General features: G+C 70.7%; 20 protein-coding genes. 12 read left to right on the plus strand and 8 right to left on the minus strand.

The features are described 5' to 3' along the window. Positions 1-235 precede the first annotated feature (235 nt). From rplT to WMF26_RS41510, 3 genes are all read right to left on the minus strand, one after another. A complete protein-coding gene (gene rplT / locus WMF26_RS41500; RefSeq protein WP_020740308.1) occupies positions 236-595 on the minus strand; it encodes a 50S ribosomal protein L20 in 360 nt (119 codons plus the stop codon). A 26-nt stretch (positions 596-621) separates the two neighbouring features. Beyond that, on the minus strand, positions 622-819 hold the full coding sequence (gene rpmI / locus WMF26_RS41505; RefSeq protein WP_020740309.1) for a 50S ribosomal protein L35: 198 nt from the start codon (positions 817-819) through the stop codon (positions 622-624). A gap of 193 nt (positions 820-1,012) precedes the next feature. After that, positions 1,013-4,825 carry a DUF3857 domain-containing protein gene (locus WMF26_RS41510; RefSeq protein ID WP_437997242.1) on the minus strand — a complete coding sequence of 1,271 codons (3,813 nt, stop codon included), beginning with the start codon at positions 4,823-4,825 and terminating at the stop codon, positions 1,013-1,015. A 765-nt stretch (positions 4,826-5,590) separates the two neighbouring features. Between WMF26_RS41510 and WMF26_RS41515 the strand changes: the two genes are divergently transcribed. The 6 genes from WMF26_RS41515 (at position 5,591) to rimI (ending at position 10,780) form a co-directional block, all read left to right on the plus strand. After that, a complete protein-coding gene (locus tag WMF26_RS41515) occupies positions 5,591-6,073 on the plus strand; it encodes a roadblock/LC7 domain-containing protein (RefSeq protein ID WP_012239856.1) in 483 nt (160 codons plus the stop codon). An 11-nt stretch (positions 6,074-6,084) separates the two neighbouring features. Further along, on the plus strand, positions 6,085-6,675 hold the full coding sequence (locus WMF26_RS41520) for a GTP-binding protein (protein ID WP_012239857.1): 591 nt from the start codon (positions 6,085-6,087) through the stop codon (positions 6,673-6,675). Between the two features lie 391 nt (positions 6,676-7,066). Continuing rightward, the gene (locus tag WMF26_RS41525) at positions 7,067-7,612 is read left to right on the plus strand and encodes a hypothetical protein (protein WP_437997243.1); all 546 of its coding nucleotides are present in this window, start codon (positions 7,067-7,069) and stop codon (positions 7,610-7,612) included. 98 nt (positions 7,613-7,710) lie between these two features. Beyond that, positions 7,711-8,991: an alanine racemase gene (gene alr / locus WMF26_RS41530; RefSeq protein WP_437333652.1), complete on the plus strand. Its 1,281-nt coding sequence runs from the start codon at positions 7,711-7,713 to the stop codon at positions 8,989-8,991. Between the two features lie 71 nt (positions 8,992-9,062). Then, positions 9,063-10,259: a vWA domain-containing protein gene (locus WMF26_RS41535; protein ID WP_437997244.1), complete on the plus strand. Its 1,197-nt coding sequence runs from the start codon at positions 9,063-9,065 to the stop codon at positions 10,257-10,259. Further along, positions 10,256-10,780, plus strand: coding sequence for a ribosomal protein S18-alanine N-acetyltransferase (rimI, locus tag WMF26_RS41540; protein WP_061628295.1), 525 nt, complete (start codon positions 10,256-10,258; stop codon positions 10,778-10,780). Before WMF26_RS41535 ends, rimI begins: the two co-directional genes overlap by 4 nt. 15 nt (positions 10,781-10,795) lie before the next feature. On the opposite strand, the gene tssM is transcribed toward rimI, so the two are convergent. Both tssM and WMF26_RS41550 read right to left on the minus strand, forming a co-directional pair. After that, entirely contained in the window at positions 10,796-13,753 is a 2,958-nt protein-coding gene (gene tssM, locus WMF26_RS41545) for a type VI secretion system membrane subunit TssM (RefSeq protein ID WP_437997245.1), read from the minus strand. Between the two features lie 99 nt (positions 13,754-13,852). Then, on the minus strand, positions 13,853-14,536 hold the full coding sequence (locus WMF26_RS41550) for a hypothetical protein (protein WP_437951636.1): 684 nt from the start codon (positions 14,534-14,536) through the stop codon (positions 13,853-13,855). 385 nt (positions 14,537-14,921) lie between these two features. Here WMF26_RS41550 and WMF26_RS41555 point away from each other — a divergent pair, with 385 nt between their 5' ends. After that, positions 14,922-15,659: a metallophosphoesterase family protein gene (locus tag WMF26_RS41555; RefSeq protein ID WP_020740319.1), complete on the plus strand. Its 738-nt coding sequence runs from the start codon at positions 14,922-14,924 to the stop codon at positions 15,657-15,659. Between the two features lie 181 nt (positions 15,660-15,840). On the opposite strand, the gene WMF26_RS41560 is transcribed toward WMF26_RS41555, so the two are convergent. Next, a complete protein-coding gene (locus WMF26_RS41560) occupies positions 15,841-16,674 on the minus strand; it encodes a class I SAM-dependent methyltransferase (RefSeq protein ID WP_437997246.1) in 834 nt (277 codons plus the stop codon). Positions 16,675-16,815: 141 nt separating this feature from the next. Further along, positions 16,816-17,058 (minus strand): DNA-directed RNA polymerase subunit omega, encoded by a 243-nt coding sequence (gene rpoZ / locus WMF26_RS41565; RefSeq protein ID WP_044966694.1) that lies wholly within the window; start codon positions 17,056-17,058, stop codon positions 16,816-16,818. A gap of 169 nt (positions 17,059-17,227) precedes the next feature. Between rpoZ and pyrH the strand changes: the two genes are divergently transcribed. The 3 genes from pyrH to WMF26_RS41580 all read left to right on the plus strand — a co-directional run bounded on the left by pyrH (position 17,228) and on the right by WMF26_RS41580 (position 20,408). Further along, the gene (pyrH, locus tag WMF26_RS41570) at positions 17,228-17,989 is read left to right on the plus strand and encodes a UMP kinase (RefSeq protein ID WP_437315352.1); all 762 of its coding nucleotides are present in this window, start codon (positions 17,228-17,230) and stop codon (positions 17,987-17,989) included. Positions 17,990-18,124: 135 nt separating this feature from the next. Further along, positions 18,125-19,186, plus strand: a complete 1,062-nt coding sequence (locus tag WMF26_RS41575) for a peptidylprolyl isomerase (protein ID WP_437997247.1) — start codon at positions 18,125-18,127, stop codon at positions 19,184-19,186. After that, positions 19,173-20,408, plus strand: coding sequence for a KamA family radical SAM protein (locus tag WMF26_RS41580; protein WP_437997248.1), 1,236 nt, complete (start codon positions 19,173-19,175; stop codon positions 20,406-20,408). Before WMF26_RS41575 ends, WMF26_RS41580 begins: the two co-directional genes overlap by 14 nt. Before the next feature lie 9 nt (positions 20,409-20,417). Here the strand turns inward: WMF26_RS41580 and WMF26_RS41585 are convergent, their stop codons facing one another. After that, the gene (locus WMF26_RS41585; RefSeq protein WP_437997249.1) at positions 20,418-23,078 is read right to left on the minus strand and encodes a protein kinase domain-containing protein; all 2,661 of its coding nucleotides are present in this window, start codon (positions 23,076-23,078) and stop codon (positions 20,418-20,420) included. A 781-nt stretch (positions 23,079-23,859) separates the two neighbouring features. On the opposite strand from WMF26_RS41585, the gene WMF26_RS41590 reads away from it, so the two are divergent. Continuing rightward, positions 23,860-25,425 (plus strand): acyl-CoA carboxylase subunit beta, encoded by a 1,566-nt coding sequence (locus WMF26_RS41590; RefSeq protein WP_437997250.1) that lies wholly within the window; start codon positions 23,860-23,862, stop codon positions 25,423-25,425. A gap of 321 nt (positions 25,426-25,746) precedes the next feature. Next, on the plus strand, positions 25,747-26,283 hold the full coding sequence (locus tag WMF26_RS41595) for a hypothetical protein (RefSeq protein WP_437997251.1): 537 nt from the start codon (positions 25,747-25,749) through the stop codon (positions 26,281-26,283). The last annotated feature ends 373 nt before the right edge of the window (positions 26,284-26,656 follow it).

Below are 26,656 nucleotides of genomic sequence, written 5' to 3' on the forward strand. Positions count from 1 at the left end.
CACCTGACGGCAGAGCCGTTCATGCCAGGGACGGGGAGCGGCGTGCCTTCACCGTGAAGATGGATCTGGACCTCCATGCCCACAGGCGCGGTGGCCAGAGCAGCCTGCTTCACCAGGCAGCTTGATGCGAAAAATACTACGATCTTGAAATTCTCAGCCCCAGATGGGGCGGTCTGGCAGGCTCGACCGACTCAGGAAGGTGCGGCCGGATGCGCGTGCAGACCGCCCGGGACCGTCACCTGGCCGACGAGGGCGCGGCGAGCTTCGCCACAGCACCGAACGACGCGGGATCGTGGATCGCGATCTCGGACAGGATCTTCCGATCGAGCGCGATACCCGCCTTCTTGAGCCCGCTGACGAGGCGGGAGTAGGTCGTGCCATTCAGGCGCGCGGCGGCGTTGATCCGAGTAATCCAAAGACGACGGAAATCCCGCTTCTTGAGCTTGCGGCTGATGTAGCCGTACTCCCAGGCGTGACGCAGGACCTCGACCGCCTGGCGGAAGCGATTTTTCCGGCCGAGGAAGTAGCCCTCGGTCTGATTGAGGACGCGGTTGCGACGGCGACGGGCCTTAAACCCTCTTTTTACACGCGGCATCGGAGCTCTACCTCACTGATCCAGGGTCAGCCGTAGGGAAGAAGCAGCTTGACGCGCTTCTCCATCGCAGAGTCGACCATGTCGTTCTTGCGGAGACGACGCAGGCGCTTCTTGCTCTTCTCCTGCATGCAGTGGTTGAGGCCGCTCTTGCTGCGGCGAATCCGGCCGGAGCCGGTCACCTTGAACCGCTTGGCCGCGGCGCGGTTCGTCTTCATCTTCGGCATGACGCCCTCGATCCGAGTGCCTACCGCTCCCAGCGGCCACCGCTCCGAACCACCGGAGCGGCTGTTCTGTGCCGCAGGGATGCGTAGAGGGGGCGCTTTATGGCGACCCACCGCAAGATTGTCAAGGCCGAGGCAGGGGCCGGCGCCGGTCGTCGACGAACTGCCGGGGCTCCGGCATGGTTCGGGCGGTCGCTCACTTGCCGAGCACGACCCGCTGGCCGAACGCACGGTCCGCGGTCTCGCAGAACAGCCTGAAATCCATGTACTCGGACGGCTTGATCCGGGACTTGGCGAGGGCGATCTGGCTGCGAACGACGACCTTCCCCGCGGACTGCTCGACCGAGATGGAGAACTTGCCGAAGGGGGTGTCCACCTCCTGGGGCAGCGGCGCCCTGGTGACGCGCCACCCCGCAGGGAGGCGGATCGACCACTCGTCCCGGCGCGTGGTGAGCGCAGGGATGATCACGTCGCGGGTACGTACCGACAGGGAGGCGAACTCCGTGGCGAGGCGCTGGGCGGGGACAGCGGGGATCGACAGACTGTCGCCCTCCCGGCGAGCGAGCGCGACGGCCTTTCCCCTCGCCCGCAGCTTCACCGGCTGCTCGATGTCCTCGAGGTCGTTCACCTCGACGCCCGCCTTGCCGGGAGCCAGCTCGACCGTCCCGAAGTCCACGGCGAGGTCCCGACCTGCCCGATCGCGGCGCGTCCCCTCGGCCATGTAACGGGTCCGCCACTCCGGCGCGAACGCGCCGGCCACCTGGACGTCGACCCCGAGCTGGGCTGACCCGTCGGCCCCGAGCGCGATGTCGACGGTCCGCTGCACGACGGAAGCCTCCGGCGGGGGCTCAGGGAGGCGAACGAGCTTCGGCTTGCCCTCGTTGATCTGAAGCGCGATCGCGCCGCGATCCATGATCGGCAGCTCGGTCGAGCCGGAGTGCTCCGCCGTTCCATCGAGGTAGAGGTCGAGCGAGGGCACGTACGCGATGGCGTGGTCGAACGGCGCGAGGCTCGCGGGCTCCGGCTCGATGCCGCCTCGCATGCGGGTGCGCACGAGCACGATCGTCGCCGGGATGCCGAGCTCGCGGAGCATCGTCACGATCAGCGTCGCCTTGTCCTTGCAGTCACCCCAGCCGCGAGCGAGCGTCTGGGCGCACCTCCTCGGGCGGATGCCTTCGATGCCGAACTCGAGCGCCACGTAGCGCGTCTCGGTCGCGTACTTGTAGATCGCGCGGACCTTGCTCAGATCGTCGCTGAGGCCCTTCGTGATCTCGCGCACCCGCTTGCGCACCTCGTCGTCCACGTCGAACTGCTCCCGCGCGAGGCCCCAGTACCAGGAGCCGACCTCGTCCCAGCTCTTGAACGTCGAGACGTGGACATGCGCGAGGATCTCGGACCACGCGGGCATCGCCGGCTCGGGGGCGACCGCCGGGACCGAGGCGGCGGAGAAGCGGAAGATGCGCCGTTCAGCGTCTTCCTTGGTCTCACGCACGAGGCCGGGCAGCGGGGACGCGAAGACGTGGAACGGCTTCGCCTTCGGCGTGATCAGCACGTACTCGCTGCTGGCGATCGGCTCGTCGCTCTGGAGGTACTCGATCTCGCCGAAGTGATCGGCGATCTCGTTGCGAGGGCTGACGTCGTCGATGCGGTAGCGCAGCTCGACGACGTCGCCGGCGTTGAGCCGCGGGAAGCTGACGTAGAACGTGCGCGCCGAGGTGTACATCGCGAGCGCCGGGTTGTTCGCGCCCGCCTCGCCGCTCTCGATCGCCCCGTCGACCTTGCCGTCGGCCCGGTAGACCTTCGCGGCCCGGAGGCTCACGGTCTGGCGATCGGCCTGGTACTCGAACGCGTACTGCCGGGCGCTCGCCGCGGCCTCGTCCGTGAGCGGCTGGAAGACCACCTGACGGAAGCGGCTGGCGAGGCCGTTCGGGAAGACGGTGGTCACCGTCAGGCTGCGGAGCGTGCGCTTGGGATACTGCCGGTCAGCGCTGCGCCGCATCGGGAGGAAGCGGTCGGGCGCCCAGGCGTAGGCCTCGTCGGCGCGCGGCTTCGGCGGCTCGATGTGCTCGATGTACTCGCGCACGTCCTTCGCCTGAGGGCTGATCGCCAGGATCTGCTGCAGCATTTCGAGCTGCGCTTCCCGGTTGCCCTCCTCGCCGTAGAGATCCGAGAGCGCGCGCAGCGTGCCGATGTCCTCCGGCGCCATGGCGAGCGCGCGCTGATGCGCGGCGAGGGCGCGATCGCCCTGACCGAGCGCCCGGTACGTGCGCGCCGCGACCGAACGGGCCCAGACGGAGTCGGGCTCGCTGCGGAGGAAGCGCTCGAGCCAGCGCTCCGCTCCGGCAGGATCGCGCCGCGCCACCGCGAGTTCGACCTGCTGGTGCAGGAAGCTCGAGTCGTCGAAGCGAAGCGCCGCGTAGCGCGCCTCCGTCTCGGCGGCCTCCGTGTCGCGGCCGAGGGCGCGGAGCTGCGCCGCCGACGCGCGGAGCAGCGAGACGCTGCTCGGCTGGCGCGACAGCGCTCGCTCCAGCGTGGCGAGGGCGGTGCGCTTCAGCCCCGCCTCCACGTAGAGGTCGACGAGCCCGAGGACAGCGACGACGTGGTCGGGGTCTGCGGCCAGGATGCGCTCGTAGATGGGGGCGGCTTCCCGCCAGTTCGGGCTCGTCTGCGCGAGCCGCGCTTGGGCGAGCAGGACGTCGACGTCCTCGCGCCCACGGCCCGCGAGCTGCGCGGCGCGCTCGATCCACGCGCGCTGCTGGTTCCTGTCCTCCGAGAGCTGGCCCGCGAGCAGGTAGCGTCGCACGCTCGGCTCGGCCTCGGCTGAGCGGCGCGCGAGATCGCGCGCCCTGTGCTCGCCCTCGGCGTCGCCGCCGGTGAGCATGAGGTAGCGCGCGAACGCCTCCAGCAGCGCAGGCGAGGGCCGGGCGGCGCCCGCGGCGCGCTCGAACGCCTGCATGGGCCCCTCGACGGCGAGCGCACGCGCGGCGAGCGTCGCGCCCGAGGCCGGCGCTCCAGCCTGCGCCCGCGCGTCGGAAGGACGCCTGGCGACGCCCGCTTGCCCCTGAGGCGCCGTCACCTGCGTCCCGATGTCGGAGGTCACCTCCAGATCGAGATCCGGAGCTCCCTTCTCGTCGCCGATGCGGAGCGCGAACTTGGGCGCCGACGCACCTCCGCAGACCTTGATCGTCAGGCGGTTGTAGCCCGGCTTCAGCGACACGAGCGCGGCGAACCGATCGATGTCGAGCTCGCGGTACCCCGGATCGGCGAGGACCTTCTCGCCGTTCCAGAACAGCTTGAAGGCGCCGTCGGCGCCGACCCAGACCGAGATCGGCCGAGGCGCGCGCGTCCCTGGCTTCGCGCGCACGAACGTCGTCGCGTAGCCGCAGACGCCCTCCACCGGGCGGATGACATCGCCGAAATCGAACCACCCGTATTGCGGCGCCTCGGGCGGCACGCGCCAGCGGACCGCCCGCGCCTTGCCGTCGTACGTCCTGCCCGCCACGATCGGCTGTTCGAGCTCTTCCTCGGGCCCGAACGCGCGATCGAAGCCCCCCTTGTTCTCGTTGTCGAACGGGCCGATCGTCGCCCAGCGACCGATGAACCCGAGCCGTTGGATCTTCGCGACCGCGCCGTCGAGATCGCCTCGCCGCCTGCGCGCGTACGCCGAGAGGAGCTCCGCGTAGACACGGGCAGGCGCGCTGGTCGCGCCGCTCTCCGCGATCGACGCGATCGCCTCCTCGACCTGCGTCGGATCGGCGCGGTCCCACGTGCGCCAGAGCTCGCGCAGCGCGCCGTAAACCTCCGGCCCCCTCGCGGAGCGGACAGCCGCGTGCGCGGCGAGCACCTCGGGGTGCACCGCGCCGAGCTCCGCGCGAGCATCCGAGCCGATCGACGCGGCGCACGCCAGGGCCGCCGCCCCCGCGGCGAGCGCGCAGGAGAAGCGCTTCCTCGTCGTCCCCGCGTCGAGCTCGATTCCACGGGGCTCGGTCCGGTTGAGCACGTCACGCATCCAGGGCGCTATCCCGTGGCCGAAGCCATCGGTCAAGCGCAAGCCTCGCCCGCACAGGCCATGAAGCGGCCCAGGTCAAGCGCTGACGCTCACGGCCAGCAAAGCGCGCCGGCAGGCAACGTTCCCGGGCTCTCGCACGTCGAGGAGCGCGTTCATGAGCCCGCCGCGCCGCCCGCGCTGATCCCAGGAATTTTCCCGACCTTCTGCCCAACACACAGGAGCGCTGCTCGGCGCGCCCGCGAGCAGCGGGCCCCCAGAGCGGGGCGCAGCGGCGGTCCGGCAGCGGACCGCCGCCCCTCGGGTCGCAAAAAATCTTTTTAATTCATATAGTTGGACGAGAAGAACGCCCGGCCTGCAGCCGCGGAGCGGCGCCTGGAAAGCGCCAGGACCGGGGCCGACGGGGGCCGGGGTGGGAGCGAGGTCCGTCGACCTCGAGCAGCGCTCGGAGGGGCCCCGCTGCGCGATCCTCCAACTTCCAGAAAGGGCCGCCTTGCTCCGCCGCACCTGCTTCGGATAGAAACGTCCCAAGATGTACGGGCGCACGGTCGAGGAGCAGCGGCACTGCGCGCCGCGAACCGGTCATGCAAGCCCCAGGCAGCGAGCGTGGCGCCGCGAACGTGGTACCGGTGGTAAGGCAGACCCGCACAGCGGGAAGCCGGTTGGATGACGATGGTCGGGGACCGCACGTGCGGCGCCCGGTGATGACAAGGGCTACAGAGCCCGCAATGCCCAGGGCCCCATCGCGAGAGCGCTGGCGGAGGAACGATGGTCAACCCTCAGATGGTGATGTACGAGGAGGAATTCAATCAGATCCAGAGCGTGGTGGATCGCCTCGTCAAGGACGCCAATGCGAAGGTCGTCTTCATCGTTGACAAGAACGGGCAACTGATCGCCGCGAGCGGGGACGTCGACAACCTCGACACCACGTCGCTCGCCTCGCTGACGGCGGGGAACATCGCCGCCACGGGCGGGATGGCGAAGCTCCTCAAGGAGAACGAGTTCGCCACTCAGTTCCACGAGGGTGAGAAGGCGAACATCCACATCCAGCTGGTCGGGAACCGCGTCATCCTCGTGGTGATCTTCGACTCAAAGTCGAGCCTCGGGTTGGTGAGGCTCCGGGTGCGAAAGGCGAGCGAGGAGCTCAACCACATCTTCGAGGCGCTGCTCAAGAAGGTGCAGGAGCCGGGCGCTGACTCGCCGTTCGCCGAGATCACCGACGAGGACATCGACAACCTCTTCAACGACTAGGAGCGCGGTCGATGAGCTTCATCAATTACATGGCGCGCGAGATCAACTGCAAGATCGTCTATTACGGCCCGGGTCTCTGCGGCAAGACGACGAACCTGCAGTACATCTATGAGCGCACCAACCCGGACGCGAAGGGGAAGATGATCTCCCTCGCCACCGAGACCGACCGGACACTCTTCTTCGACTTCCTCCCGCTCGCGCTGGGCGAGATCCGCGGCTTCAAGACGCGGTTCCACCTGTACACGGTGCCGGGGCAGGTCTTCTACGACGCGAGCCGCAAGCTCATCCTGAAGGGCGTCGACGGCGTGGTCTTCGTGGCGGACTCGCAGCTCGGTCGCATCGAGGCGAACCAGGAGTCGGTGGAGAACCTCCGCACGAACCTGGCCGAGCAGGGCTACTCGCTCGACAAGATCCCGTACGTCATCCAGTACAACAAGCGGGACCTGCCGGAGATCGGCACCGTCGAGGAGCTCCGGTCGCTGCTCAATCCGACCAACGTCCCCGACTTCGAGGGCGTCGCGCGGACCGGCGTCGGGGTGTTCGACACGCTCAAGGCGGTCGCGAAGCTGGTGCTGACCGAGCTGAAAAAGGGCGGCCCCTAAGACAAGGGGCAGCCCCACGAGCGAAGCACAGCGGGGCGAGCGAGGCGCGAAGGCCCGCTCGCGCTCGCTGCAACCATCAGGCGCGCTGGTAGATGCGGTTCCGCCGGTTGCGGTTCTTCGCCTTCAGCTTGGACCGGTAGCGCTTCGACTTGGAGCGCGTGGTCTTCCGAGGACCTTTCGACAGCATGAGGAACATGGACAGGCTCCGTTGAGGCGCCCGGCGCGGAGGCGTCGTGCCGCCGCCGCCGGTGCGAAGGGGCGGCAAGGTACGGCATCGCAGGGCAAAGTTCAACCGGAGAGCACCTCGGCCCGCCGACCCACGCGGTCCCGGAGCCGGCGAGCCAGGGGGCACACCGGGGCCGAGCTTTTCTGCTATCGGTGTTCGTAGCTCGTGCGGTTCAGGATCCTCCTCTGCCTCGCCGCCTCGGTGACCGCGTGCGGCGCGAGCATCAACGCGGTCTACGAGGGGGACGTACGCTTCGAGCACTGCATGGCGCTCGACTCGCTGGCCGACGTGAAGCCGACGCTGCGGCGCGCGTGCTGGGACGAGTGGCTCCAGTTCTACACGTTCGGGCAGACGCGCGATCGCGTCGAGTACGCCGCGCTCCGCGCGAGGCAGCTGAGCCACGCCAGCGACTTCGACGAAGGCGAGTGGAGCCCGCCCAGCAGCCGGGCTCCCGCCGTGCCGGAGCCGACGAGCGCGCTCGCCCCGCCGCCCAGGCTCCTGACCGCCGACGTGGCCGCGCCCGCGGAGGAGGCGGACGCTGGTGCCCCCGACACGGCGCCGAGCGCCGCCGAGGACGCAGCGCCGCCGGGGGCGGAGTGCAGCGCGGCGTGCGAGGCGAGCTGGAAGGGGTGCCTGCAGGACTGCAGGTCCGCCGGCTGCGAGAAGGGGTGCTCCGGCAAGTACACGCGGTGCATGCGCGGCTGCTTCTGACCAGCGGCGCTGCGCTCTGCGAACATGCCTCACCTTGTCGCACCAAGATGGCCTGGAATCTTGACCCGCGATCGAGCGTAGGGCTATCCGCGTACACGATGTCCGCTTCGCACGCGCCCACAGAGCTCAGCAGCACGACCTCCGATCGCAACGGCACGGCGTCGCCCGTCGAAGGGCTCGGCTCGAGCGCCGGCCCCGTGCGGGTCCTGCGGCCGCGCCGGGCGGCGCCAGCGGACGCGGTGCGGCCGACCCGCGCGGAGGTGAACCTCGCCCACCTGCGGCACAACCTCCGGGTCCTCGAGCGCGCGCTGACCGGCGCGAAGCGGCCGCAGATCTGGGGCGTGCTGAAGGCCGACGCGTACGGGCACGGCGCGCCGGCCGTCGCGAGGACGCTCGAGCGCACCGGGATCCCCGGTCTGTGCGTCGCGCTCCTGGAGGAGGCCATCGAGCTGCGGGACGCCGGCATCCGGCTGCCCATCCTCGTCATGGGCGGCTACTACGGCCCCCGCCGCGAGGGGTTCGAGGAGATCATGGCGCGCGATCTCGTGCCCGTCGTCTACGACGCCGGGCAGATCGAGCGCCTCGCGAACGTGGTGCGGCTCGAGCAGCGCGGCCGCGTCGGCGTCCACCTGAAGGTGGACACCGGCATGGGTCGGCTCGGGGCCGCGAGCTCAGAGATCGAGGCGGTGTTCGCGATGCTCGCCAAGCACCCGGAGGTGAGGCTCGACGGGCTCATGACCCACCTCGCCTGCGCGGACGCCGACGATCTCGGCGTGACGATCGAGCAGATGAGGCGCTTCGAGGAGATCGAGCAGCGGGCGAAGAGCTTCGGCCTCGCGCCGCGGATCCGGCACGCGTCGAACAGCGCGGCCATGCTGCGCCTCCCCGCCGCGTGGCTCGACGTCGTTCGACCCGGGGTCGCGCTGTTCGGCATCTCGCCGTGCCCAGGGCTCGCGCCCGACCTCAAGCCGGTGATCCGGGTGCGCAGCGAGATCGTCGCGCTCCGCACGATCGCGAAGGGCGACAGGATCGGCTACGGCCACACCTGGCAGGCGTCGCGGGAGAGCGTCGTGGCGACCGTGCCGATGGGGTACGCCGACGGCCTGAGCCGCCAGCTGTCGAACCGCGGGGCGGCCCTCGTGCGCGGTCAGCGCGCGCCGATCGCGGGCGCCGTGTCGATGGATCTCACGATGCTCGACGTGACGGACGCGCCGGGAGCCCGCGTGGGCGACGAGGTGGTGTTCCTCGGGACCCAGGACGGCCCGCTCGGGCGGGCGACGATCAGCGCGGAGGAGATCGCCGGGCTCACGGGGACGATCGCCTGGGAGGTGCTGACGAGCATCTCTCGCCGCGTGCCCAGGTTCTACCGAGAGCCCTGAGCTCGCGCGCGGCGGCGCTCGCCGCCCGCGCCGGCGCTGCCGGTGCGAACGGGCGTGGTACGCTGCTCTCCATGAAGACGGCCGTGAAGCAGCGCGCCGGCGTCTACGGCATGCTCTGCGGCCTCGCGGCCGCGCTCGCGCTCGGCGGCGCGGCGCTGTCCGCCTGCGAGGACGAAGGCCAGGCGCAGCGTCCACGCAACGGCGGCGGCCAGGGCGCGCAGGAGCCGGAGGACGAGTTCGACCCTGGCCCCGGGGGCTCGAGCGGGCCGCCGCCCGTGGACGCGGGTGGGCTCTGCGGCAACCAGGTCCACGAGGTGACGATCGCCGAGGCGCCGAACCTCTACTTCGTCCTCGACGCGTCGGGCAGCATGCTCAGCCCTGCCTCGTCGCGCGCGACCCGCTACGACCGGGTGCGCGAGGCGGCGGTCGACCTAGTGCACAACCTGGGCCCGCTGATCAACGTCGGCGCCGCCGTGTTCCCGCTGGACGCGACCTCCGATGCGCCGTGCAAGCCCGGCGGCGAGGTGTTCCCCGTCACGCCGGGAGATCCCTTCGCCGCCTCGCAGGAAGGCGCCACGACGACCTCGAGGTTCCGCTCGGCGACGCGCGTCGAGCCGCTCGGCGGGACGCCGACCGCGGCGACGCTCGCGGCGCTCACGCCGAGCCTCGTGGAGCTCCCGGGCAAGACGATCGTGGTGCTCGCGACCGACGGCGGCCCGAACTGCAACAGCGCCGCGACGTGCGGCGCCGAGGAGTGCATCGCCAACATCGAGCAACAATGCCCCCAGGAGAACTGCTGCACACCGTCAGGCCTCTCGGGGCCAGGAGGGTGCCTCGACCGCGGCGATACGGTCGCCGCGATCGAGCGGCTCGCGGCGAGCGGGATCGAAGTCTACGTCGTCGGCATCCCGGGGAGCGAGTTCTACGGCGACGTCCTCGACCAGATGGCGCTCGCCGGCGGCACGGCGCAGTTCGTGAGCCCGTTCTATTTCAAGGTGGACGACCTCGACACGCTCGGCAACGTCCTGTCGAAGATCGCCAGCATCGTCGTCTCCTGCGAGTTCGACCTCGTCGACCCGCCGCCCGAGGACGGGCAGACCAACGTCTACCTGGACGAAGAGCTGGTCCCGTACGACCCGGAGGACGGCTGGCGCTGGAGCTCCCCCGCGGTCGTCGAGCTCCTCGGGGACGCGTGCCAGAAGCTCAAGAGCGGGCGGGTCGGGCAGGTGCAGATCGTCTCCGGCTGCCCCACGGAGGTGGCGAGGTGAGGCGCGACGCAGCGAAGAGCGCGCCCACGCTGATCCAGCTGACGGCCGAGTCCGCGGACGACGCCGCGCTCGACGAGATCGACGCGGTCGCGTCCGCGGCCTTCGACGTGCCGCAGTTCTCCGCGCGAGAGGAGCTGGGCCGCCCCTGGACGCGGTGCTGGGTCGCGCGCGAGGAGCGGCGCGCGCTCGCCTTCCTCATCGCGTGGCACGTGGCCGACGAGCTGCACGTGCTCAACGTCGCCACCTGCCCGACCGCGCGGCGGCGCGGGCTCGCGACGGCGCTGATGCGCCGCTCGCTCGAGTACGCGCAGGAGCAGCGCGTGCGGCTGGTCCTGCTCGAGGTGCGCCGCTCCAACCGGGCGGCGATCCGGCTCTACCGGAAGCTCGGCTTCACGGCGATGGGCGTGCGCCCCCGGTACTACAGCGACAACGGCGAGGACGCGGTCGAGATGGTCCTCACGTTCGATCCCGCGACCGGCGCGGTGCAGCCAGGCCGCGACGAGATCCGCATCGAGGTCTGAGCGGCGCCGCGCCGCTCAGCGCTGCGCGGCTGCCGACGCCGCAGGAAAGCGGGAGGTGGCCGACAGCGGCGGCAGCCGCGCGGCCACCACCTGGAGCGGGGTCAGCAAGAGCGGACGGAGCAGCGTCTTGGCCCGCTCGTCGAAGGGCTGGAGGAGCGCGTCCGCTTGCCGTATCGCCTCGACCAGCCGCTCGGCCATGAGGCGCGCGTCGACGTTGGGGTTCACGTCCTCGAGCCGCTGGATCTCGTCGCGCAGGGAGCTGAGCAGCGAGATGTACCTCGCCAGCGGCGTGTCCGTGATCGGCGCGGAGCCGCTCGACGCAGCGGGAACGCCGAACTCGACGGTCCGCTTGAACGCGTCCGGGACCGGGCTCGGGCGGTTCCGGATGAGCTTTACGTCGATGGGGACCTTGAACCTCGTCGTCTGCTCGATCTTCCTCTCGACGCGCTGCTTCCCCAGCTTGAGCAAGCCCGAGTCCTCGATCGCGCTGCGATCCCGCTTCCATTGCGTGTTGTCCTCGAGCGCGCGGAGGATGCGGAGGTACGGGTAGTCCGGCTTGGCGAGCTCCATGTAGAGCTCCTTCGCCTCCTTGAGGTTGGCCGGCATCCGCACGGTCAGGTCCGCCATCCAGTCGGTCCACTGCGCGATGTACCGGGCGTCGTAGTCGGCCGCGAGGCCGTCCAGATCCTTGTCGATCGCGGCGCTCTCGCCGGGCGCGAGCGGCACGACCCACTCTTCTGCCCTCAAGAGGTCGGCTCCCTGGCGGATCTTATCGAGCACCTCGAAGTGCCCGCTCTCGGTGTACGGACCGTCGACCTCTTTCCAGCGCTTCTCCTTGGCGAACTGCTTGCTGCTGATGACCTTCAGCACGTCCGGGCGGTCGGCGAACATGTCGGCCAGCGTGAGCGGCGGGTACTTGCGGTTCGCGCGGCTGTTGTCGCCCGTCTCGTCGTACTTCTCCTCGATGATCGAGTTGACGAAGAAGTCGTAGTAGCGCTTCCGCACCGGCACGGCCTGCAGCGTCGCGCGCACGCTCGCGACCAGCTCCGCCTTGGGCGCGACGGGCGTGACCCTCTTCTGCTTGATGAGCGACAGGTAATACCTGACGTGCGGCTCGAGCTGCTTCTTCAGGTCGCTCTCGTTGAGGTTCGACGTCGGCCGGAGCACCTCGGCCCAGAGCGAGGTGAGCCTGTCCTTCGCCCAGTTGATGTCGAGGTGCTCGACGTCGCTCAGCATCAGGTACAGCTTGAGGTCGTTGCGCTCGCGCAGGTAGTGCTCTCCCTTCGCGAGCTTGAGGCGGTCCTCGAGCCGCTGCTTGCACGGGATCACGAAGCCGTTCTGGAGGCTCGCGACGTAGACGTGCAAGAGCGGGGGGTAGACCGTCTCGCCCTGGAACATCGTCCAGCCCATCCCGTCCGGCGGCCCCTCCTCGCGCGCCTTGTCGATCTCTTGCAGCCGATCCAGCGCGGGCCTGAGCGCGGCGAGCTTGTCCGAGAGCGGCCGCGTGTCCTCCCACCGGAGCGCGCTCACGGCGCGCGCGTCGGCCTCGACCCCGCGCAGGAACTCGCGGTTGTTGCCGAACGACACCACGCTCGGGATCGCGAGGATGACCCCGAGGGCCGCGGCCGCCGCGCTGATCGCGCCGCGCACGACGCGCTGGCGCCGGATCTCGCTCGCGCTCCTCGCGGCGATGTCCCCGTCCGGGAAGACGACGTTCATGAACACGTCGTGGAGGAAGTAGCTCTTCGACTCCACGTTCTGCTGAGCCGCCGCCTCGTGCGTGCGGATCCCCATCGCCTGGCCCATGCGCTGGAGCACCCGGTCGAGCGGCCTGCCCTCTTGCGTGCCGCTCGTGAAGTAGAAGCCGCGGAAGATGGGCGTGCCCTGGAAGGCGTTGACCATGAAGACGGTCGAGACCAGATCGGAGAGGTTCCGGCGGATGCCCGAGAACTCGAGCGGGAACTGGTAGACGCGCTCGCGCACCTCCCGGCTGCGCTCCATGACGAGCCGCTTCAGCGCGCGGCCGTGGATCTGCTTCGCGAGGGCGTCGAACTCGGCGTCGAAGAGCCTCCCCGGGTCGGCCTTGTCCGCGCTCAGCTTGAGCGTCGCCCCCCACGCCTGGGCGCGGTCGCTCTTGCGCATGTCGCCGAAGAACTCCGAGAAGCCCGCGATGAGATCGCACTTGGTGAACAGGAGGTAGACGGGCAGCACCATGTGGAGCTGCGTCATGACCTCGTCGATGCGCGCCCGGAGCTTCTTCCCCATCTGCTCGATGTGCTGCTCGCTCGCGTCGATGACGTCCGTCACGCTGACGGCGACGAGGATGCCGTTGAGCGGGCGACGGGCGCGGTGCCTGAGGAGCATCTGCAGGAACGCGATCCACTCCTCGTGGTCGTCCTGCTCGGTCGTGTAGCGCCCCGCGGTGTCGAGGAGGATCGCCTCGTTGGTGAACCACCAGTCGCAGTTCCGCGTCCCGCCGACGCCGCGTACGCCGCCGCCGTTGCTCGGGTGCGCGTAGGGGAAGACGAGGCCGGAGTGCTTCAGCGCCGTCGTCTTCCCTGCCCCCGGCGGGCCGATGATGACGTACCAGGGCAGCGAGTAGAGCGCGGCGCTGCCGTGCTTCTTGCCCTTGCCGAGCTTCGAGCTCTTCAGCGCGCTGATGCCGCCCTGGACCTGCCGCTGGAGCTCCTGGATCTCGGCGCGCCGCTCGGGCCGCGCGTTGAGCGCCTGCTGCGCCCCCTGCTGGACGATCGCCCGCTCCAGGGCAGACGCGGCGCGGCCCGCCTTGACGCGGCGGTACACGAAGAGCGCGACCGCGGAGAGCGCGACGACGACGCTCGCCGCGATCGGGACCGCGGTGGACAGCCCGAACGTGAAGTACGCCGCCCACGAGATGAGGAGCAGCAGCCCGAAGAGGACCCACAACACGATGGCGACGATACCACCGGTCGCCGCCTCCGGAGCACGTCCCACGCGCAGCGCGGCGCGCGAGCGGCTTTCGCGCGCGCGTCGCGACGCGCGGCGGCGTCGCGACGCGCGCGCGAAAGCCGCTCGCGCGCCGCCGCACCGGGATCAGCCGTCGCCGCGCTCGTAGTCGCCCGGCTCGAGCGCGGCGTCCGTCTCCTCGCCGGCCGCGAGCCGGCGCGAGCGGATCGCGTCCACGGCGATGTCGATCACCTCGAGCCGCGTCGACGGGGCGTAGTACTCGTCCTCGGAGACCTGCGGCAGCTCCGCGAGCCTCTCGGCGACCGCCTCGCGGTCCTCCTCCTCCAGCTCGAGCGCCGCCGGATCGCCGCTCACCGAGTCCTCGGCCAGGTCCCGCGCGGCCTCGGCGCCGCGACCGCGCGTGAGCGCCTCCCGGATGAAGAGCACCGGGCTGAACGCGAGGTAGACCGACTCGAACTCCAGCTGCCAGTAGGTCGGATCCTCGCCGTCCATGCGCCACCACGACGCGTGCCGGCGCCGGATGACCTCGCCGAAGTACACGCCCGCCATGTGAGCGACCACCGGCAACGCCTCGACCCTCTCCGACGTCGCCCCACGCGCCTGCTCCAGGTAGTGGTCGAGCACGGGGAGGGTCTCCGGCCGATAGTCAAGCCGTACACCGAGAGCGCGCTCGACAAACCGGACGCACCCCTCGGCGAGATCCTCCACGGCGGGCGGCGGCGGCGCGACAGCTGCAGCGGACGGAGCAGGCTCGGCCGACCGCTCCAGAGAAATCGGAGAGGACCCTGCACCGTTCTGTTTGGTATCCATGGGCTCCACGCTATCCTTCTCCGGTGCGGGTGGCTGCTCGTCAACGTGGTCGCGCTGGGAGCGACTCAGCAAGCGCCTCCGCAGGCTCGGTGGTCGCAACGATCCCGACAGCTCCTGAGGCTTCGGGATTGTCGGGGTCGTCGGGCCGGGGTCGTCGGGTCGGATCGTCGGGCGAATCGTCGAGATGGAACGTGGCCGGCCCTCGCTCCTCCTCGAAGCTCCGCCTCGAAGGGAAGTGCCGGCGCAGCGAAAGCATGGGCCGCCGAAGCTGCTCCGGAAAGCCGGTCGCCCTGAGCCCCCGCCCTGATCAGCCCGGCCGTGGATTCGGGTTTGAATTCCTAACGGAAGTCGAGGCCATCGTGCTAAGCTCCGCCCTCGCGTCGAAATGAGACTCGGGATCTTCAGCGATACGCACGCCAACTACGAGGCGCTCAGCGCTGTGCTCGAGTCCTACCGCCACGAGCGCATCGACGTCTATTACTGCCTCGGGGACACGGTCGGCTACGGCGGCTCGCCGAACGAATGCGCCGACCTCGTCCGGAAGGTGGCCAAGAAGACGATCCTCGGCAACCACGACGCGGCCGTCGCAGGTCGGATGGACTACTCGTACTACTACGAGGCTGCCCGGCAGGCGCTCGACACGCACGCTGCGATGCTCTCCTCCGAGAACGCGGCGTGGCTCCGGAGCCTGACGTACCAGGAGAAGTTGACGGACATCAACGTCGACCTCTGCCACGGATCGCCCGTCCGGCTCGAGGAGTTCGAGTACATCTTCGCCCCCGAGCAGGCGCGCGAGTGCCTGCCCATGTGGAACGAGCTCGGCCACATCACGCTGATCGGTCACTCCCACCTCTGCAAGGTGTTCGCGCTCACGCCGAACAGCGTCGAGGAGCTCCCGGCGGTGGACTTCCAGCTCGAGCAGGGGCGCAAGTACATCGTGAGCGTCGGGTCGGTCGGACAGCCGCGGGACTACGACAACCGCGCGAGCTACACGATCTACGACAGCGAGACGAAGCGCTTCGAGTTCAAGCGCGTCGAGTACGACATCGAGACGGCGGCGGAGAAGGTGCTGCGCGCGAAGCTCGAGCGCAACTTCGCCCACCGGCTCTACATCGGCGTCTGAGAGCGCCTCGCGGATCCGCGCGCGGCGCGCGAGCTGGCAGCCGCGCGCGGCGGCCGTCCCGTCGCGCGCTCGTGCGATGGCGACCCGGCGCCTCCGCGAGGCGGGATCGCGCGTGGGTTTCGCTGACCTGCGGTCCTGCTCTTCCCGCTGACGACGCGTCCGCGTCGCGGTCGCTCGGCGCCTAAGCGCGGCTGGTGCGAACGGAGCGCCGGGGACGGCAGTGATAGAGCAGCATGCTCGTCTGGTTGTCGGGCGGCGCTGCGGAGAAGTCGCTGCGGAGCGCCGTGATCTCGAAGCCGTTGTAGTGGAGCAAGGCCTCGAGCTCCTGCGGATAGAACTGACGATGGGCGAGCGGCGTCATCCAGCGCTCGCCGCCGTCGACGGGCGAAAATTCCATGGACACGAACAGGATCTGCCGGACCTTGTCGTAGTCGAACCGCTCCGTGTACCGGACGACCGTGCCCGGGCCGTCCTTCTCGGGATACCGGAAGCGTGGCGTGGCGTAGGCGCGATCCGGATCGCGCGCGAGCTCGGCCGGCTCGGGCATGGACACGTCGAAGACGAGCTCGCCCCGCGGCGTCAGGTGCTCGCGCGCCCGCGCGAGGAAGCGCTCGACGTCCGGGCGCGTGTACAGGTGCAGGAACGCGTTGAAGGGGCAGATCACGAGCGGAAAGCGGCGCCCTAGCCGCAGCGCCCGCATGTCCGCTCGCCGGACGCTCACGCGAGAGGAGACGCCGCGCGGCTCCCGCCCGAGCTGCGCGCGCAGATCGCCGAGCATCGGCGCCGATAGATCCACGCCCGTGATCCGGACCCCTGCCCTCGCGACGGGCAGCGTGATCCGCCCGTTGCCGCAGCCGTACTCGAGCACCGGCCCGCCGGACGCCACCGAGAGATCGACGTAGTAGCGGACGTCGTCCTGCCGGCGCGCATACGTCTTCGCGTAGTACGCCGGGTCCTCGTAGTGGGCCGACGTCCCCGCATCGAGCTCCGGGTCGCGAGGCTGGCCCGAGCGCAAAGACCGCCTCGACCGGGGCGTGGCCGCACCTTTCATGGGAAGCAGCGGATCGAGCGCAGCGCTGGCACTCGGGCGGGAGCGCGCCGAGATGCCGGGCCGACGGAGGCGTGCCTCACGAGAGCACGCTCGCCCGACGCGCCCTCAGCGCTGGCCGCCAGCGTTCATCTGCTGGAGCCACTCGGACACGACCTCGTGGGAGCTCCGGTGGAAGTGCACCTTGCCGGCCGCGATCTCCCGAAGGCTGGTCACGGCAGGCTTGTTCTTCGTCTTCACGAGGGCGTCCGAGCCCTTCATGAGCTGCCGCGTCCGGTTGGCCGCAAGCACGACGAGGGCGAAACGGTTTTCCTCGCGCTCGAGGCAGTCTTCCACAGTCACACGCGCCATAGGGGGGCCGAGAGTAGCGCCCTGCTCCGGCCAGCGCAAGGTACATGCCGCTCGGCGGCTCTGCGCCGCGGCGCCGCGCTGCCGCGTCGCTCCGCTCGTCAGTCGACGGCGCCGCGCGGCGCACGTTGCTCGTTGCCCTCGACGCAGGTCCCGGCTACGAGGTGCCCCCGTGGCCGCTGAGCAGGATTCCCTCCTCCCCCCTCCCCCCCGTCCGGTCCCAGGGCTGAAATACCGCCGCATCGTCCTCAAGCTGAGCGGCGAGGCGCTCTGCGGCGAAGAAGGCGGGTTCGGCATACGCCCCGAGACGCTCCACCACGTGGCCGGCGAGATCGCCGAGCTCCAGCGGATGGGGGTGCAGATCGGGATCGTCGTGGGCGGAGGCAACATCTTCCGCGGGCTGAAGGGCGCGAGCGCGGGCATGGACCGCTCCCAGAGCGACTACATGGGCATGCTCGCCACCGTCATCAACGCGCTCGCCCTGCAGGACGCGCTCGAGAAGACGGGCGTGCCGACGCGCGTCATGACCGCGATCGAGATCCGGCAGGTCGCCGAGCCGTACATCCGCCGCAGGGCGATGCGTCACCTGGAGAAGGGCAGCATCGTCATCTTCGCCGCGGGCACCGGCAACCCGTTCTTCTCGACCGACACGGCGGCAGCGCTGCGGGCGATGGAGATCCAGGCGCAGGCGCTGTTCAAGGCGACCAAGGTCGAGGGCATCTACGACCGCGATCCCGTGCGCCACGAGGGCGCGCAGATGTTCGCGCACCTGAGCTACGACCGCTTCCTCGCGGACAGGATCGGGGTCATGGACTCGACCGCGGTCACCCTCTGCCGCGAGAACAAGATGCCCATCCGCGTGTTCAAGCTCATGACCCGCGGCAACATCCTCCGCGTGTGCAGGGGCGAGGAGATCGGCACGATCGTCGACTGAGCGCGCGCGATCGTCCCGCAGCGCCCCGCCGCGGGCGACGGGCCGAGGCGCCCCGCCGGCGCGAGCCAGGCCGGCGCGCCCTCGAGCCGCGAGGAAACCGTGCTAGACCCCGAGCCAGCAATGATCCGAGCTCCGGTGCGCCGCCCCCTGCTCGCCATCTCGCTCGCCGCGCTCGTCTCGAGCTGCGATGAGCCCGCCCTCCAGGTCCCGGCGGACGCGGGCGAGCCGGTCCTCGGGCTCAGCGCCGAGCAGTCGGCGCGCGTGCTCGCGAAGGTCGGCGACCGGGTGATCACCCTCGGCGACTTCGGCAGGACGCTGGAGCGAATGGATCAGTTCGATCGGCTCCGCTATCAGACGAAGGAGCGGCGCCGCGAGCTGCTCAGCGAGATCATCGACGCGGAGCTGCTCGCGCTGGAAGCGAAGCGCCGCGGCCTCGACAAGGAGGCCGCGGTCGAGGACGCGATCCGGCAGATCCTCCGCGAGGCGATGATCGCCCAGGCGCGCAAGGGCCTGCCCGCGCCGGCCGACATCCCGGCATCCGAGGTGCGCGCGTACTACGAGGCGAACGCGGACAAGTTCAGCGAGCCCGAGCGAAGGCGCGTCTCCGCCATCGTGGTGGGCGACAGGGCGCTCGGGGAGAAGGTCCTCAAGGAAGCGCAGAAGGCCGCGAGCAGCAGCGCGTGGGGAGAGCTCTTCCTCAAGCACTCGCTCGGCGCGCCGAAGGACAAGAGCAAGGCGCCGCCGCTCGATCTCGCGGGCGAGCTCGGCATCGTCAGCCCGCCCGGCGATCCGCGCGGCGCCCACCCGCAGGTCCCGGAGCCGGTCCGCGCGGCCGTCTTCCGGATCGCCAGCGTGGGGGCCGTCAGCGACGAGCTCGTCGAGGCCGACGGCCGGTTCTACATCGTCCGCCTGAGCGGGCTCACGGGCGGGCACCGGCGCGCGCTCGCGGAGGCCGAGCGCTCGATCCGCGTCGCGCTCCTCCAGCAGAAGATGCAGGAGCAGGAGCGCGCCCTCGAGGACGAGCTGCGGAAGAAGTTCCCCGTCGAGATCAACGACGCGGCGCTCTCCTCGGTGAAGCTGCCGCCGCAGCTCACGCAGCCCGGGAGCGCGCCGCAGCCCGATCCCGCGAAGCCCAGCGCGCCGCAGCCGGAGCAGGCCGGCGGCGCCGCGCCCTCGTCGAGCGATGCGGGCAAGTAGCGCGCTCGTCGCCCCGGCGCAGCTCACCCGGCGGCCCAGCGACGACGGCGCGGGCGCCCGCGCCGTCGCGCCGCCCGAGCTCCCCGCGGCGCCCGCCGCGGGCGGTGAGCAGGGCGCGCGACCGGCCCGCGCCAAGGCGCGGCAGAGCGACTGGACATGGCAGCTGCGCCACGCGCTCTCGAGCGCCGACGAGCTGCACCGGGCGCTGTCGCTCACGCCGGAGGAGCTCGCGGGCGCGCGGCGCGCCGAGAAGGCCGGGCTGCCCGTCCGCGTCACCCCGTACTACCTGAGCCTCTGCGACAAGGGCGACCCCGCGTGCCCGATCCGCCGTCAGTGCGTGCCGCTCGCCGACGAGGCCGCCGAGGTGCCCGGAGATCTGGTCGATCCTCTCGGCGAGGTCGCGCACGAGGTCGCGCCGCACCTCGTGCAGCGCTACCCGGATCGCGCGCTGCTGCTCGCGACCGATCGCTGCGCGGTGTACTGCCGGTTCTGCACCCGCTCGCGCATGGTCGGCGACGGCGGCGGCGCGGTGGCGCTCGAGCGCCTCGCGCCGGCCATGGCCTACCTCGAGGCGCACCCGGAGGTGCGCGACGTCATCGTGAGCGGCGGCGATCCCCTCGCGGTCTCGACGGACCGCGTCGTGCGGCTGATCGCCCGGCTGCGGCAGATCCCGAGCGTCGAGACGATCCGCATCGCCACGCGCGTGCCGGTCACGCTGCCTCAGCGCATCACCGCGGAGCTCGTGCGCGCGCTCAGGCCGCACCATCCGCTCTGGGTGATGACGCACTTCAACCACCCGAAGGAGCTCACGCCCGCCGCCGAGCGCGCCTGCAAGCGGCTCGTGGACAACGGCTTCCCCGTGATGAACCAGACCGTGCTGCTGCGCGGCATCAACGACGACGCGACCACGCTGTCCGCCCTCTTCCGGGGGCTCGTGCGCTGGCGCGTGCGCCCGTACTACCTGCTCCAGATGGACCCCGTGCGCGGCACCGCGCACCTGCGCACGCCGCTCGCGACCGGCATCTCCCTCATGGAGCAGCTCCAGGGACGGCTCACCGGCATCGCGCTGCCGAAGCTGATCGTCGATACCCCGGGCGGGATGGGCAAGGTGCCGGTCGGCCCCGACTACGTCGTCGATCGCCGGCCCGGGCGCACGGTGCTCCGCACCCACCGCGGCGTCGAGGTCGAGTACGTCGACCCCCCGCCGCAGCCCGGCGGCTGAGCCGCCCGCTCAGCGGCCCGGGCCGCGCGAGAGCGGCTTCGCGATCCGGAACGACAGGTTCAGGGCCCGCGTGATCCCGAAGAAGCGGGTGCGCGACGCGCTCCTGCACTGCTGCGAGTCCGCGGCCCAGCTCCCGGAGCGGGCGATGCGCCACGGGGGCGCGTCGCTGCCGGCGTCGGCGGTCGACTCGATCTCAAGCGACGTCTCCACCCACGATTTCTCGCCGTTCACGTCGGCGACCCACTCGCGCACGCCGCCCGCCATGTCGCGCACGCCGTAGGGCGAGGTGTCGATGGGGAACGTCCCGACCGGCTCCGGCTGCGCGAGGAAAGGTCGCGACGAGCGCATCAGGCAGAACGTGGGATCGAAATGATCTCCCCACGGGTAGAACCGGCCGTCGGTCCCGCGCGCCGCCTTCTCCCATTCGAGCTCGGTGGGGAGCCGGACCTCGATCCCGTCACGCTCGCTCCGGAAGCGGCAGTAGGCCACGGCGTCGAACCAGTCGATGAGGATGACGGGCAGGTTCCAGAGGTGCCCCTCCTCGGCCGGGAACCGCTTCTGCGCGTCGCCCTCGACGACGGTGGGCAGCGGCTCCCACCCGCCGCCGCTGGCCGGCCGCGCGACGTAGCCCTCGGAGCCGCGCGTCCCGTGCGGCGCGCGCTTGAGCGCGAGATCGAGATCGCGCGACTCGAGCTCGTTCAAGAACTCGCAGTACTCGCGGAAGGTGACCGGGAACTTCGCGATCGCGACGTCGGGGACGTGGAGCTCGGCCCGGCGGAGCGGATCGTAGGCCTGCGCGTCGCCGCCGGCGATGAACGTCCCCCCGGGGATGTAGACGAACCCCTCGCCGATCTCCGCGTCGGTGTAGAGGTTCACCTCGACGCGGTGGTGGGTGCCCCGCTTGAGCAGCAGCGGGTAGCGCACGTCCCGGTAGCCGGCGCGCTTCAGGACGAAGAGGTAGCTGCCCGGCTTGAGGTGCACCTCGCGGAGCGGGGTGCGGCCGAGGGCGCGCTCGTCGCTCGCCACCAGGATGCGGTCCTTCTCGACGTACCGGTACGCGAGGACGCTGGCGCCCGACGGCGACGAGTCGACCGAGAGGACCGCGTCGGCGGTGAGCAGCGCGGCGTAGCGGCCCACGTCGAACTCCGCGACGAGCGCCTCGTGGTAGATGCGCGCCGCGTGCTGGTGCTCCTGGTCGGCCCGGACCGCGCGCGACCAGTAGAGGTCCGCGAGCCCGGCGCGCGCCTCGACCAGATCCGGGTCGTACGCCAGCGCCTTCGTGTAGAGATCGATCGCCTCGGCCGCGGCGCGCGCCTGCTCGCGCTCGACCCCGGCCGCCCTGTCCTCGAGCTGCCAGCCGGCCCGCTTGCGCTCGATCGGCTCGTACTCCTTCACGTCCTTGAGCAGCCGACGCGCCTCCTCGACGAGCCGCTCGCGCTCGCTGTCGAGCCGCCGGTCGCGCTCGAGCGGGGCCTTGGCGAGCTCGCAGAGCTTGATCGCCTCCTCGCGGCGGCGCATCCGCTCCTTGGCGCCCTCGAGGAACGCCTCGGCCTCCGCCGCGACGCGGTCGGCGGTCGGCGGGCGCTGATCGGGATCCTTCGCGAGCATCGCCAGGCAGAGGTCCTCGAGCAAGAGCGGGCAGCTCGGCGAGATCGAGCGCGGCGGCTTGGGGTCGCGCGTCTGCGTCGCGAGGATCACGGCGAGCACGGTCGGCGCGTCGAACGGGTGCTCGCCGGTGAGGATCTCGTAGAGCACCACGCCGAGCGCGAAGATGTCCGCGCGGTGATCGATCCGCTTCTGATCCCCCCGGATCTGCTCCGGCGCGATGTACCCGGGCGTGCCCGAGAGCGCGCTCGCGACCGCCTCGTGCCGCTTCCGGCCGAAGTCCTGCCCGCTCGGGTCGATGGTGATCGGCTCGCTCACCTCCGCCCTCGAGAGCAGCTTCGCGTTGCCCCAGTCGCCCAGGTACACCTCGCCGTAGTCGCCGAGCAGCACGTTCTCCGGCTTGATGTCGCGGTGCGCGACGCCTCGCCGGTGCGCGTAGGCGAGCGCCCGCGAGATCTGCACGAACGCGCCGATGAGCCGGACGAGCGGCCATTGCTTGCGGAGCTCGGGGTTCGTCAGCACGTTTTGCAGGCTCTGCCGCTTGACGACCCGCATCGAGTAGTAGGGCTGGCCGTTCGGCAGCGTGCCCAGGTCGTAGACCGGGATGATGTTCGGGTGCTCGAGCTGGGCCGTGATGCGCGCCTCGGTCAGGAAGCGGTTGCCCACCGCGGAGTCCGCCTCGGCCCCGGGCTTCAGCGTCTTCAGCGCCACCACGCGCCCGATCTCCCGGTCGCGCGCCTTCACCACCTTCCCGGCGCCGCCCGCGCCGAGCGCCTCGCCGACCTCGTAGCGGCTGCCGCCGGCGTTCACGGCGCGCGTGGCGGAGGTCGCGAGCGTCGGAAAATCGGCCACGACCTCCTCGCCCGGAAGATCGATCTCCCGCTGCGTGTCGAAGCGCAGCGCGTCCAGATCGTCGACCTGCGGCGCGAGGGCGCGCGCGGCGGGCGGGCTGCGCCCCTCCTGCGCGAGCAGCTCCGGCAGCGCCGCCAGCTGCTCCGGCGTGAGGATCCCCTCGAAGAGCTCCTGGGGCGTCGACGCGCCGCCGAGGGTCCATCGGCAGGCCATGTCCCAAAGGGCGTTGGGCTCGATGAGCCCTCGCGCCACGGCGGCGACGGCCAGGGCACGAGCCTCGCGAGTCTGAGCGAGCTTCACTCGAGCGACCTCTCGTCCGAAACGATCTCACCGCGAGACGCGAGGCGGAAGGCCGCGCTGGGACCGCTGAGCGCAAGGCGGCGCGCGCCGCGAGGGCGCAGCGCTCCCGCGGCGGATGCAGGGCTGCCGGCGCCGCCGCTCGGTGCGCGTCCCACGAGGCGGCGCACGTCAGCCGCCGTGGCAGGCGCCCGCTCTGCTGCCGCGCCGGCCCGAGCTGCCCCGTTGGAAGTCGCGACGCGGCAGGGCCGGAGCGGCGATGGCCGCCCGCGCGCCCCGGTCCTCAGAGACTCTATGTGTCGGAAATTCCTGCATTTACCAGCGATAAATGAGCGCTGCCCAGGTTACGTGGTGTCCCCTCGCCTGGGCAAGAGAGTAGGGCGGATGGCGTCCGGGCCCGGTCATTTTTCGTCGCAGGTCCCGCGCGCCTCCGCGGCTCGCGCCTCACGCCCGCCCCTCGCGTGCTTGCCGCCGGCTCGCACCTCCCGCACGTCGGGCACGATTCCGACGACCTCGCCCATTGTCGTCGTTGTCGTACCAGCGGGTGGGCCCGTCCCCCGCGGCGCCGTCCGGCCGCCGTCGCGCCCTTCCGCCGCTCCGCCGTCGTGCCGGCCCGCCGCCGCGCTGGCCCGCCGCCGCGCCGGCCCGCCGCGCGACGGGGTTTCGATCCCCGGGGGGAGCCGTGGTAGGGCGCGGCATGGCTGATCCGACGGCCCTGCCGCGTCCGGCGCTCGCTCGTCTCGACGAGATGAACCGCCGCGCGCTCGACGGGGGCGGGGGGGATCGCGTCGCCAAGCAGCACGAGGCCGGCAAGCTCTCCGCGCGGGAACGCATCGACCTGCTCCTCGATCCAGGCTCGTTCGTCGAGATCGACCGGTTCGTGGTCCACCGGTGCGCCGACTTCGGCATGGACGAGCGGAAGGTCCTCGGCGACGGCGTCGTGACCGGCTGGGGCCTCGTCGACGGGCGCAAGGTCGTGGTGTTCGCGCAGGACTTCACCGTGTTCGACGGCTCGCTCTCCGGCGCGTACGCCTCGAAGATCTGCAAGGTGATGGACCTCGCGATGAAGGTGGGCGCCCCCGTCGTCGCGCTGAACGACTCGGGCGGCGCGCGGGTGCAGGAGGGCATCGAGTCGCTCGCCGGGTACGCCGACATCTTCCTCCGCAACACGCTCGCGAGCGGGGTCGTCCCCCAGATCAGCGCGATCCTCGGGCCGTGCGCCGGCGGCGCCGTGTACTCGCCCGCCATCACCGACCTCATCCTGATGACCGAGCGGACGAGCACCATGTTCGTCAACGGCCCCGAGCTCATCAAGGCGGTGACCAACGAAGACGTCACCGAGGAAGACCTCGGCGGCGCCGCCGCCCACGCCGCCAGGAGCGGCGTATGCCACATCACCGCACCCGACGATCGGGCGGCGCTCGCGCAGGTCCGCGAGCTGCTCTCGTTCCTGCCCTCGAACAACACCGAGGCTCCGCCGCGCCGCGCCGCGGTCGATCCCGTCGACCGGGAGGTGCCGGAGCTCGACACGATGCTCCCGCTCGAGCCGTCGGGGCCGTACGACGTCAAGCAGCTCGTGCGCGCCGTGGTCGACGACGGCCGCTTCTTCGAGATCCACGCGCGCTATGCGCAGAACATCGTGGTGGGGCTCGCCCGGATCGGGGGCGCGCCCATCGGGGTGGTCGCGAACCAGCCCCAGGTGCTCGCCGGCTGCCTGGACATCAAGGCCAGCATCAAGGCGGCGCGCTTCGTCCGGCTGTGCGACTGCTTCAATGTCCCGCTCGTCACGCTCGTGGACGTCCCCGGCTTCCTCCCGGGGCTCGACCAGGAATATGGGGGGATCATCTCTCATGGAGCGAAGCTGCTCTATGCGTTCGCCGAGGCCACGGTGCCCAAGATCACGGTGATCACGCGCAAGGCCTACGGCGGCGCCTACGACGTGATGGCGTCCAAGCACATCCGGGCCGATTACAACCTCGCCTTCCCCACGGCCGAGATCGCGCTCATGGGCCCGGAGGGCGCGGTGAACATCGTCTACGGCAGGGAGATCCAGCAGGCGGCGGACCCGGCCGCCGCCCGCGCGCGCCTCGTCGAGGACTACAGGACGACGTTCGCGAGCCCGTACAGGGCGGCCGAGCTCGGCTTCATAGACGAGGTGATCTACCCGCGCATGCTCCGCATTCGGCTGGCGCGTGCCCTCGACCTCCTGCGCGACAAGCGGGACAAGAACCCAGCGAAGAAACACGGAAACATCCCGCTTTAGTAGAATTTTGGGGCGACGGGGAGCCCCACGAGAGCCTCGCTCAGCGAGAGATCGGCCTGCAAAACCGCTTAGAACGCCTTGGAAGGAGGGAGCCGGATCGAGCGACGCCGTTGCGCGGCCGATCCCAAGCGTGTAAAAACAACTTGCGTGGCTGTTTTTCTTTGCTCTCCACGCGCGATGCTTCTCTCTGACCAACGATCTGCACAAGCGCACCCGGGGGCCGGTTGCAGGAGGACGGGTGGTTTGGCGGGCATACCGAGCGTTGGGGGGTCGCCGAGTATACGAATGAGGGGTCGGTTGGGTTCTGTGGAGGTATTGAGCATGAAATCTTGGGTATTCGCTGCGTTTTTGATTTCCGGTTGCGCCCTCGTGGCGTGCGGTGACGACAACACCGACCCGCCGAACAACGGCACCACCAGCAGCAGCAACGGGAGCGGCGGCTCCGGCGGCAACGGCGGCAACGGCGGCAACGGCGGCGACGCCGGCGGCGGCGGTTCGGGCGGCGACGGAGGCGCGAGCACCACGAGCTCTTCCTCGACAGGGATCCCGACGTGTGATGACACGACGGACGCGTGCGGCAGCGACGACGGGACGGGCTGCTACAAGTGCGCCGCCGACGACGCATGCAAAGAGTTCATCGACGCCTGTGTGGATGATAATGCCGACATGGGATGTTTTGACCTCGTGAAATGCGTCGCTCGTTGCTCGGACGAGGAAGATCCGGCGACGTGCATCGACGAGTGCCGCACGGCGAACGAGGCCGGGGTGGAGGCGTACGACGCCATCACCAAGTGCATTGTCTGCGAGCAGTGCGCCCAGAACTGCGGTGCCTCCGAAGAGCCGCTGTGCGCGATGTGAGGCGCTGACCAGCAGCACGTCATCTCCGAAGGGGGCGTCCGATGGCCGCCCCCTTCGGCCTTTTGTTGGCTCGCTGGCACGGCGGACGGCGGGCGGGCTCTGCGGGCTGCGTGGAATCTGCTGCAGCTGTATCCGCGAGACAGGCGCGCTCGGCGCGGGGCTCGCCTTGGCCGGCCTGGAACATGCGGCGCGGGACGGCGGTGCGCGCGGCAGCGCCGGAGGGGGGCGCCGGCAGGGTGCCGGGGGGATAAGAGGACGGGGGCGGTCGGAGGCTGCGCAAGGGCTGGCCGCTCGCTGCTGGGAATACCGTCCGGGGTTGGGGCGCCGGTCCGGGGTTGAGGCGCCGCCGTCCCGGGTTGGGGTGCCCGTCCCA

Source organism: Sorangium sp. So ce185, from assembly GCF_051526825.1.
Classification (GTDB): Bacteria; Myxococcota_A; Polyangia; order Polyangiales; family Polyangiaceae; genus Sorangium; species Sorangium cellulosum_D.

Coding starts and splice junctions, on each gene's coding strand:
- rplT (WP_020740308.1), bottom strand. CDS start 595: ATGCCGCGTGTAAAAAGAGGGTTTAAGGCCCGTCGCCGTCGCAACCGC.
- rpmI (WP_020740309.1), bottom strand. CDS start 819: ATGCCGAAGATGAAGACGAACCGCGCCGCGGCCAAGCGGTTCAAGGTG.
- WMF26_RS41510 (WP_437997242.1), bottom strand. CDS start 4,825: ATGCGTGACGTGCTCAACCGGACCGAGCCCCGTGGAATCGAGCTCGAC.
- WMF26_RS41515 (WP_012239856.1), top strand. CDS start 5,591: ATGGTCAACCCTCAGATGGTGATGTACGAGGAGGAATTCAATCAGATC.
- WMF26_RS41520 (WP_012239857.1), top strand. CDS start 6,085: ATGAGCTTCATCAATTACATGGCGCGCGAGATCAACTGCAAGATCGTC.
- alr (WP_437333652.1), top strand. CDS start 7,711: ATGTCCGCTTCGCACGCGCCCACAGAGCTCAGCAGCACGACCTCCGAT.
- WMF26_RS41535 (WP_437997244.1), top strand. CDS start 9,063: ATGAAGACGGCCGTGAAGCAGCGCGCCGGCGTCTACGGCATGCTCTGC.
- WMF26_RS41550 (WP_437951636.1), bottom strand. CDS start 14,536: ATGGATACCAAACAGAACGGTGCAGGGTCCTCTCCGATTTCTCTGGAG.
- WMF26_RS41555 (WP_020740319.1), top strand. CDS start 14,922: ATGAGACTCGGGATCTTCAGCGATACGCACGCCAACTACGAGGCGCTC.
- rpoZ (WP_044966694.1), bottom strand. CDS start 17,058: ATGGCGCGTGTGACTGTGGAAGACTGCCTCGAGCGCGAGGAAAACCGT.
- WMF26_RS41580 (WP_437997248.1), top strand. CDS start 19,173: ATGCGGGCAAGTAGCGCGCTCGTCGCCCCGGCGCAGCTCACCCGGCGG.
- WMF26_RS41585 (WP_437997249.1), bottom strand. CDS start 23,078: ATGGCCTGCCGATGGACCCTCGGCGGCGCGTCGACGCCCCAGGAGCTC.
- WMF26_RS41590 (WP_437997250.1), top strand. CDS start 23,860: ATGGCTGATCCGACGGCCCTGCCGCGTCCGGCGCTCGCTCGTCTCGAC.
- WMF26_RS41595 (WP_437997251.1), top strand. CDS start 25,747: ATGAAATCTTGGGTATTCGCTGCGTTTTTGATTTCCGGTTGCGCCCTC.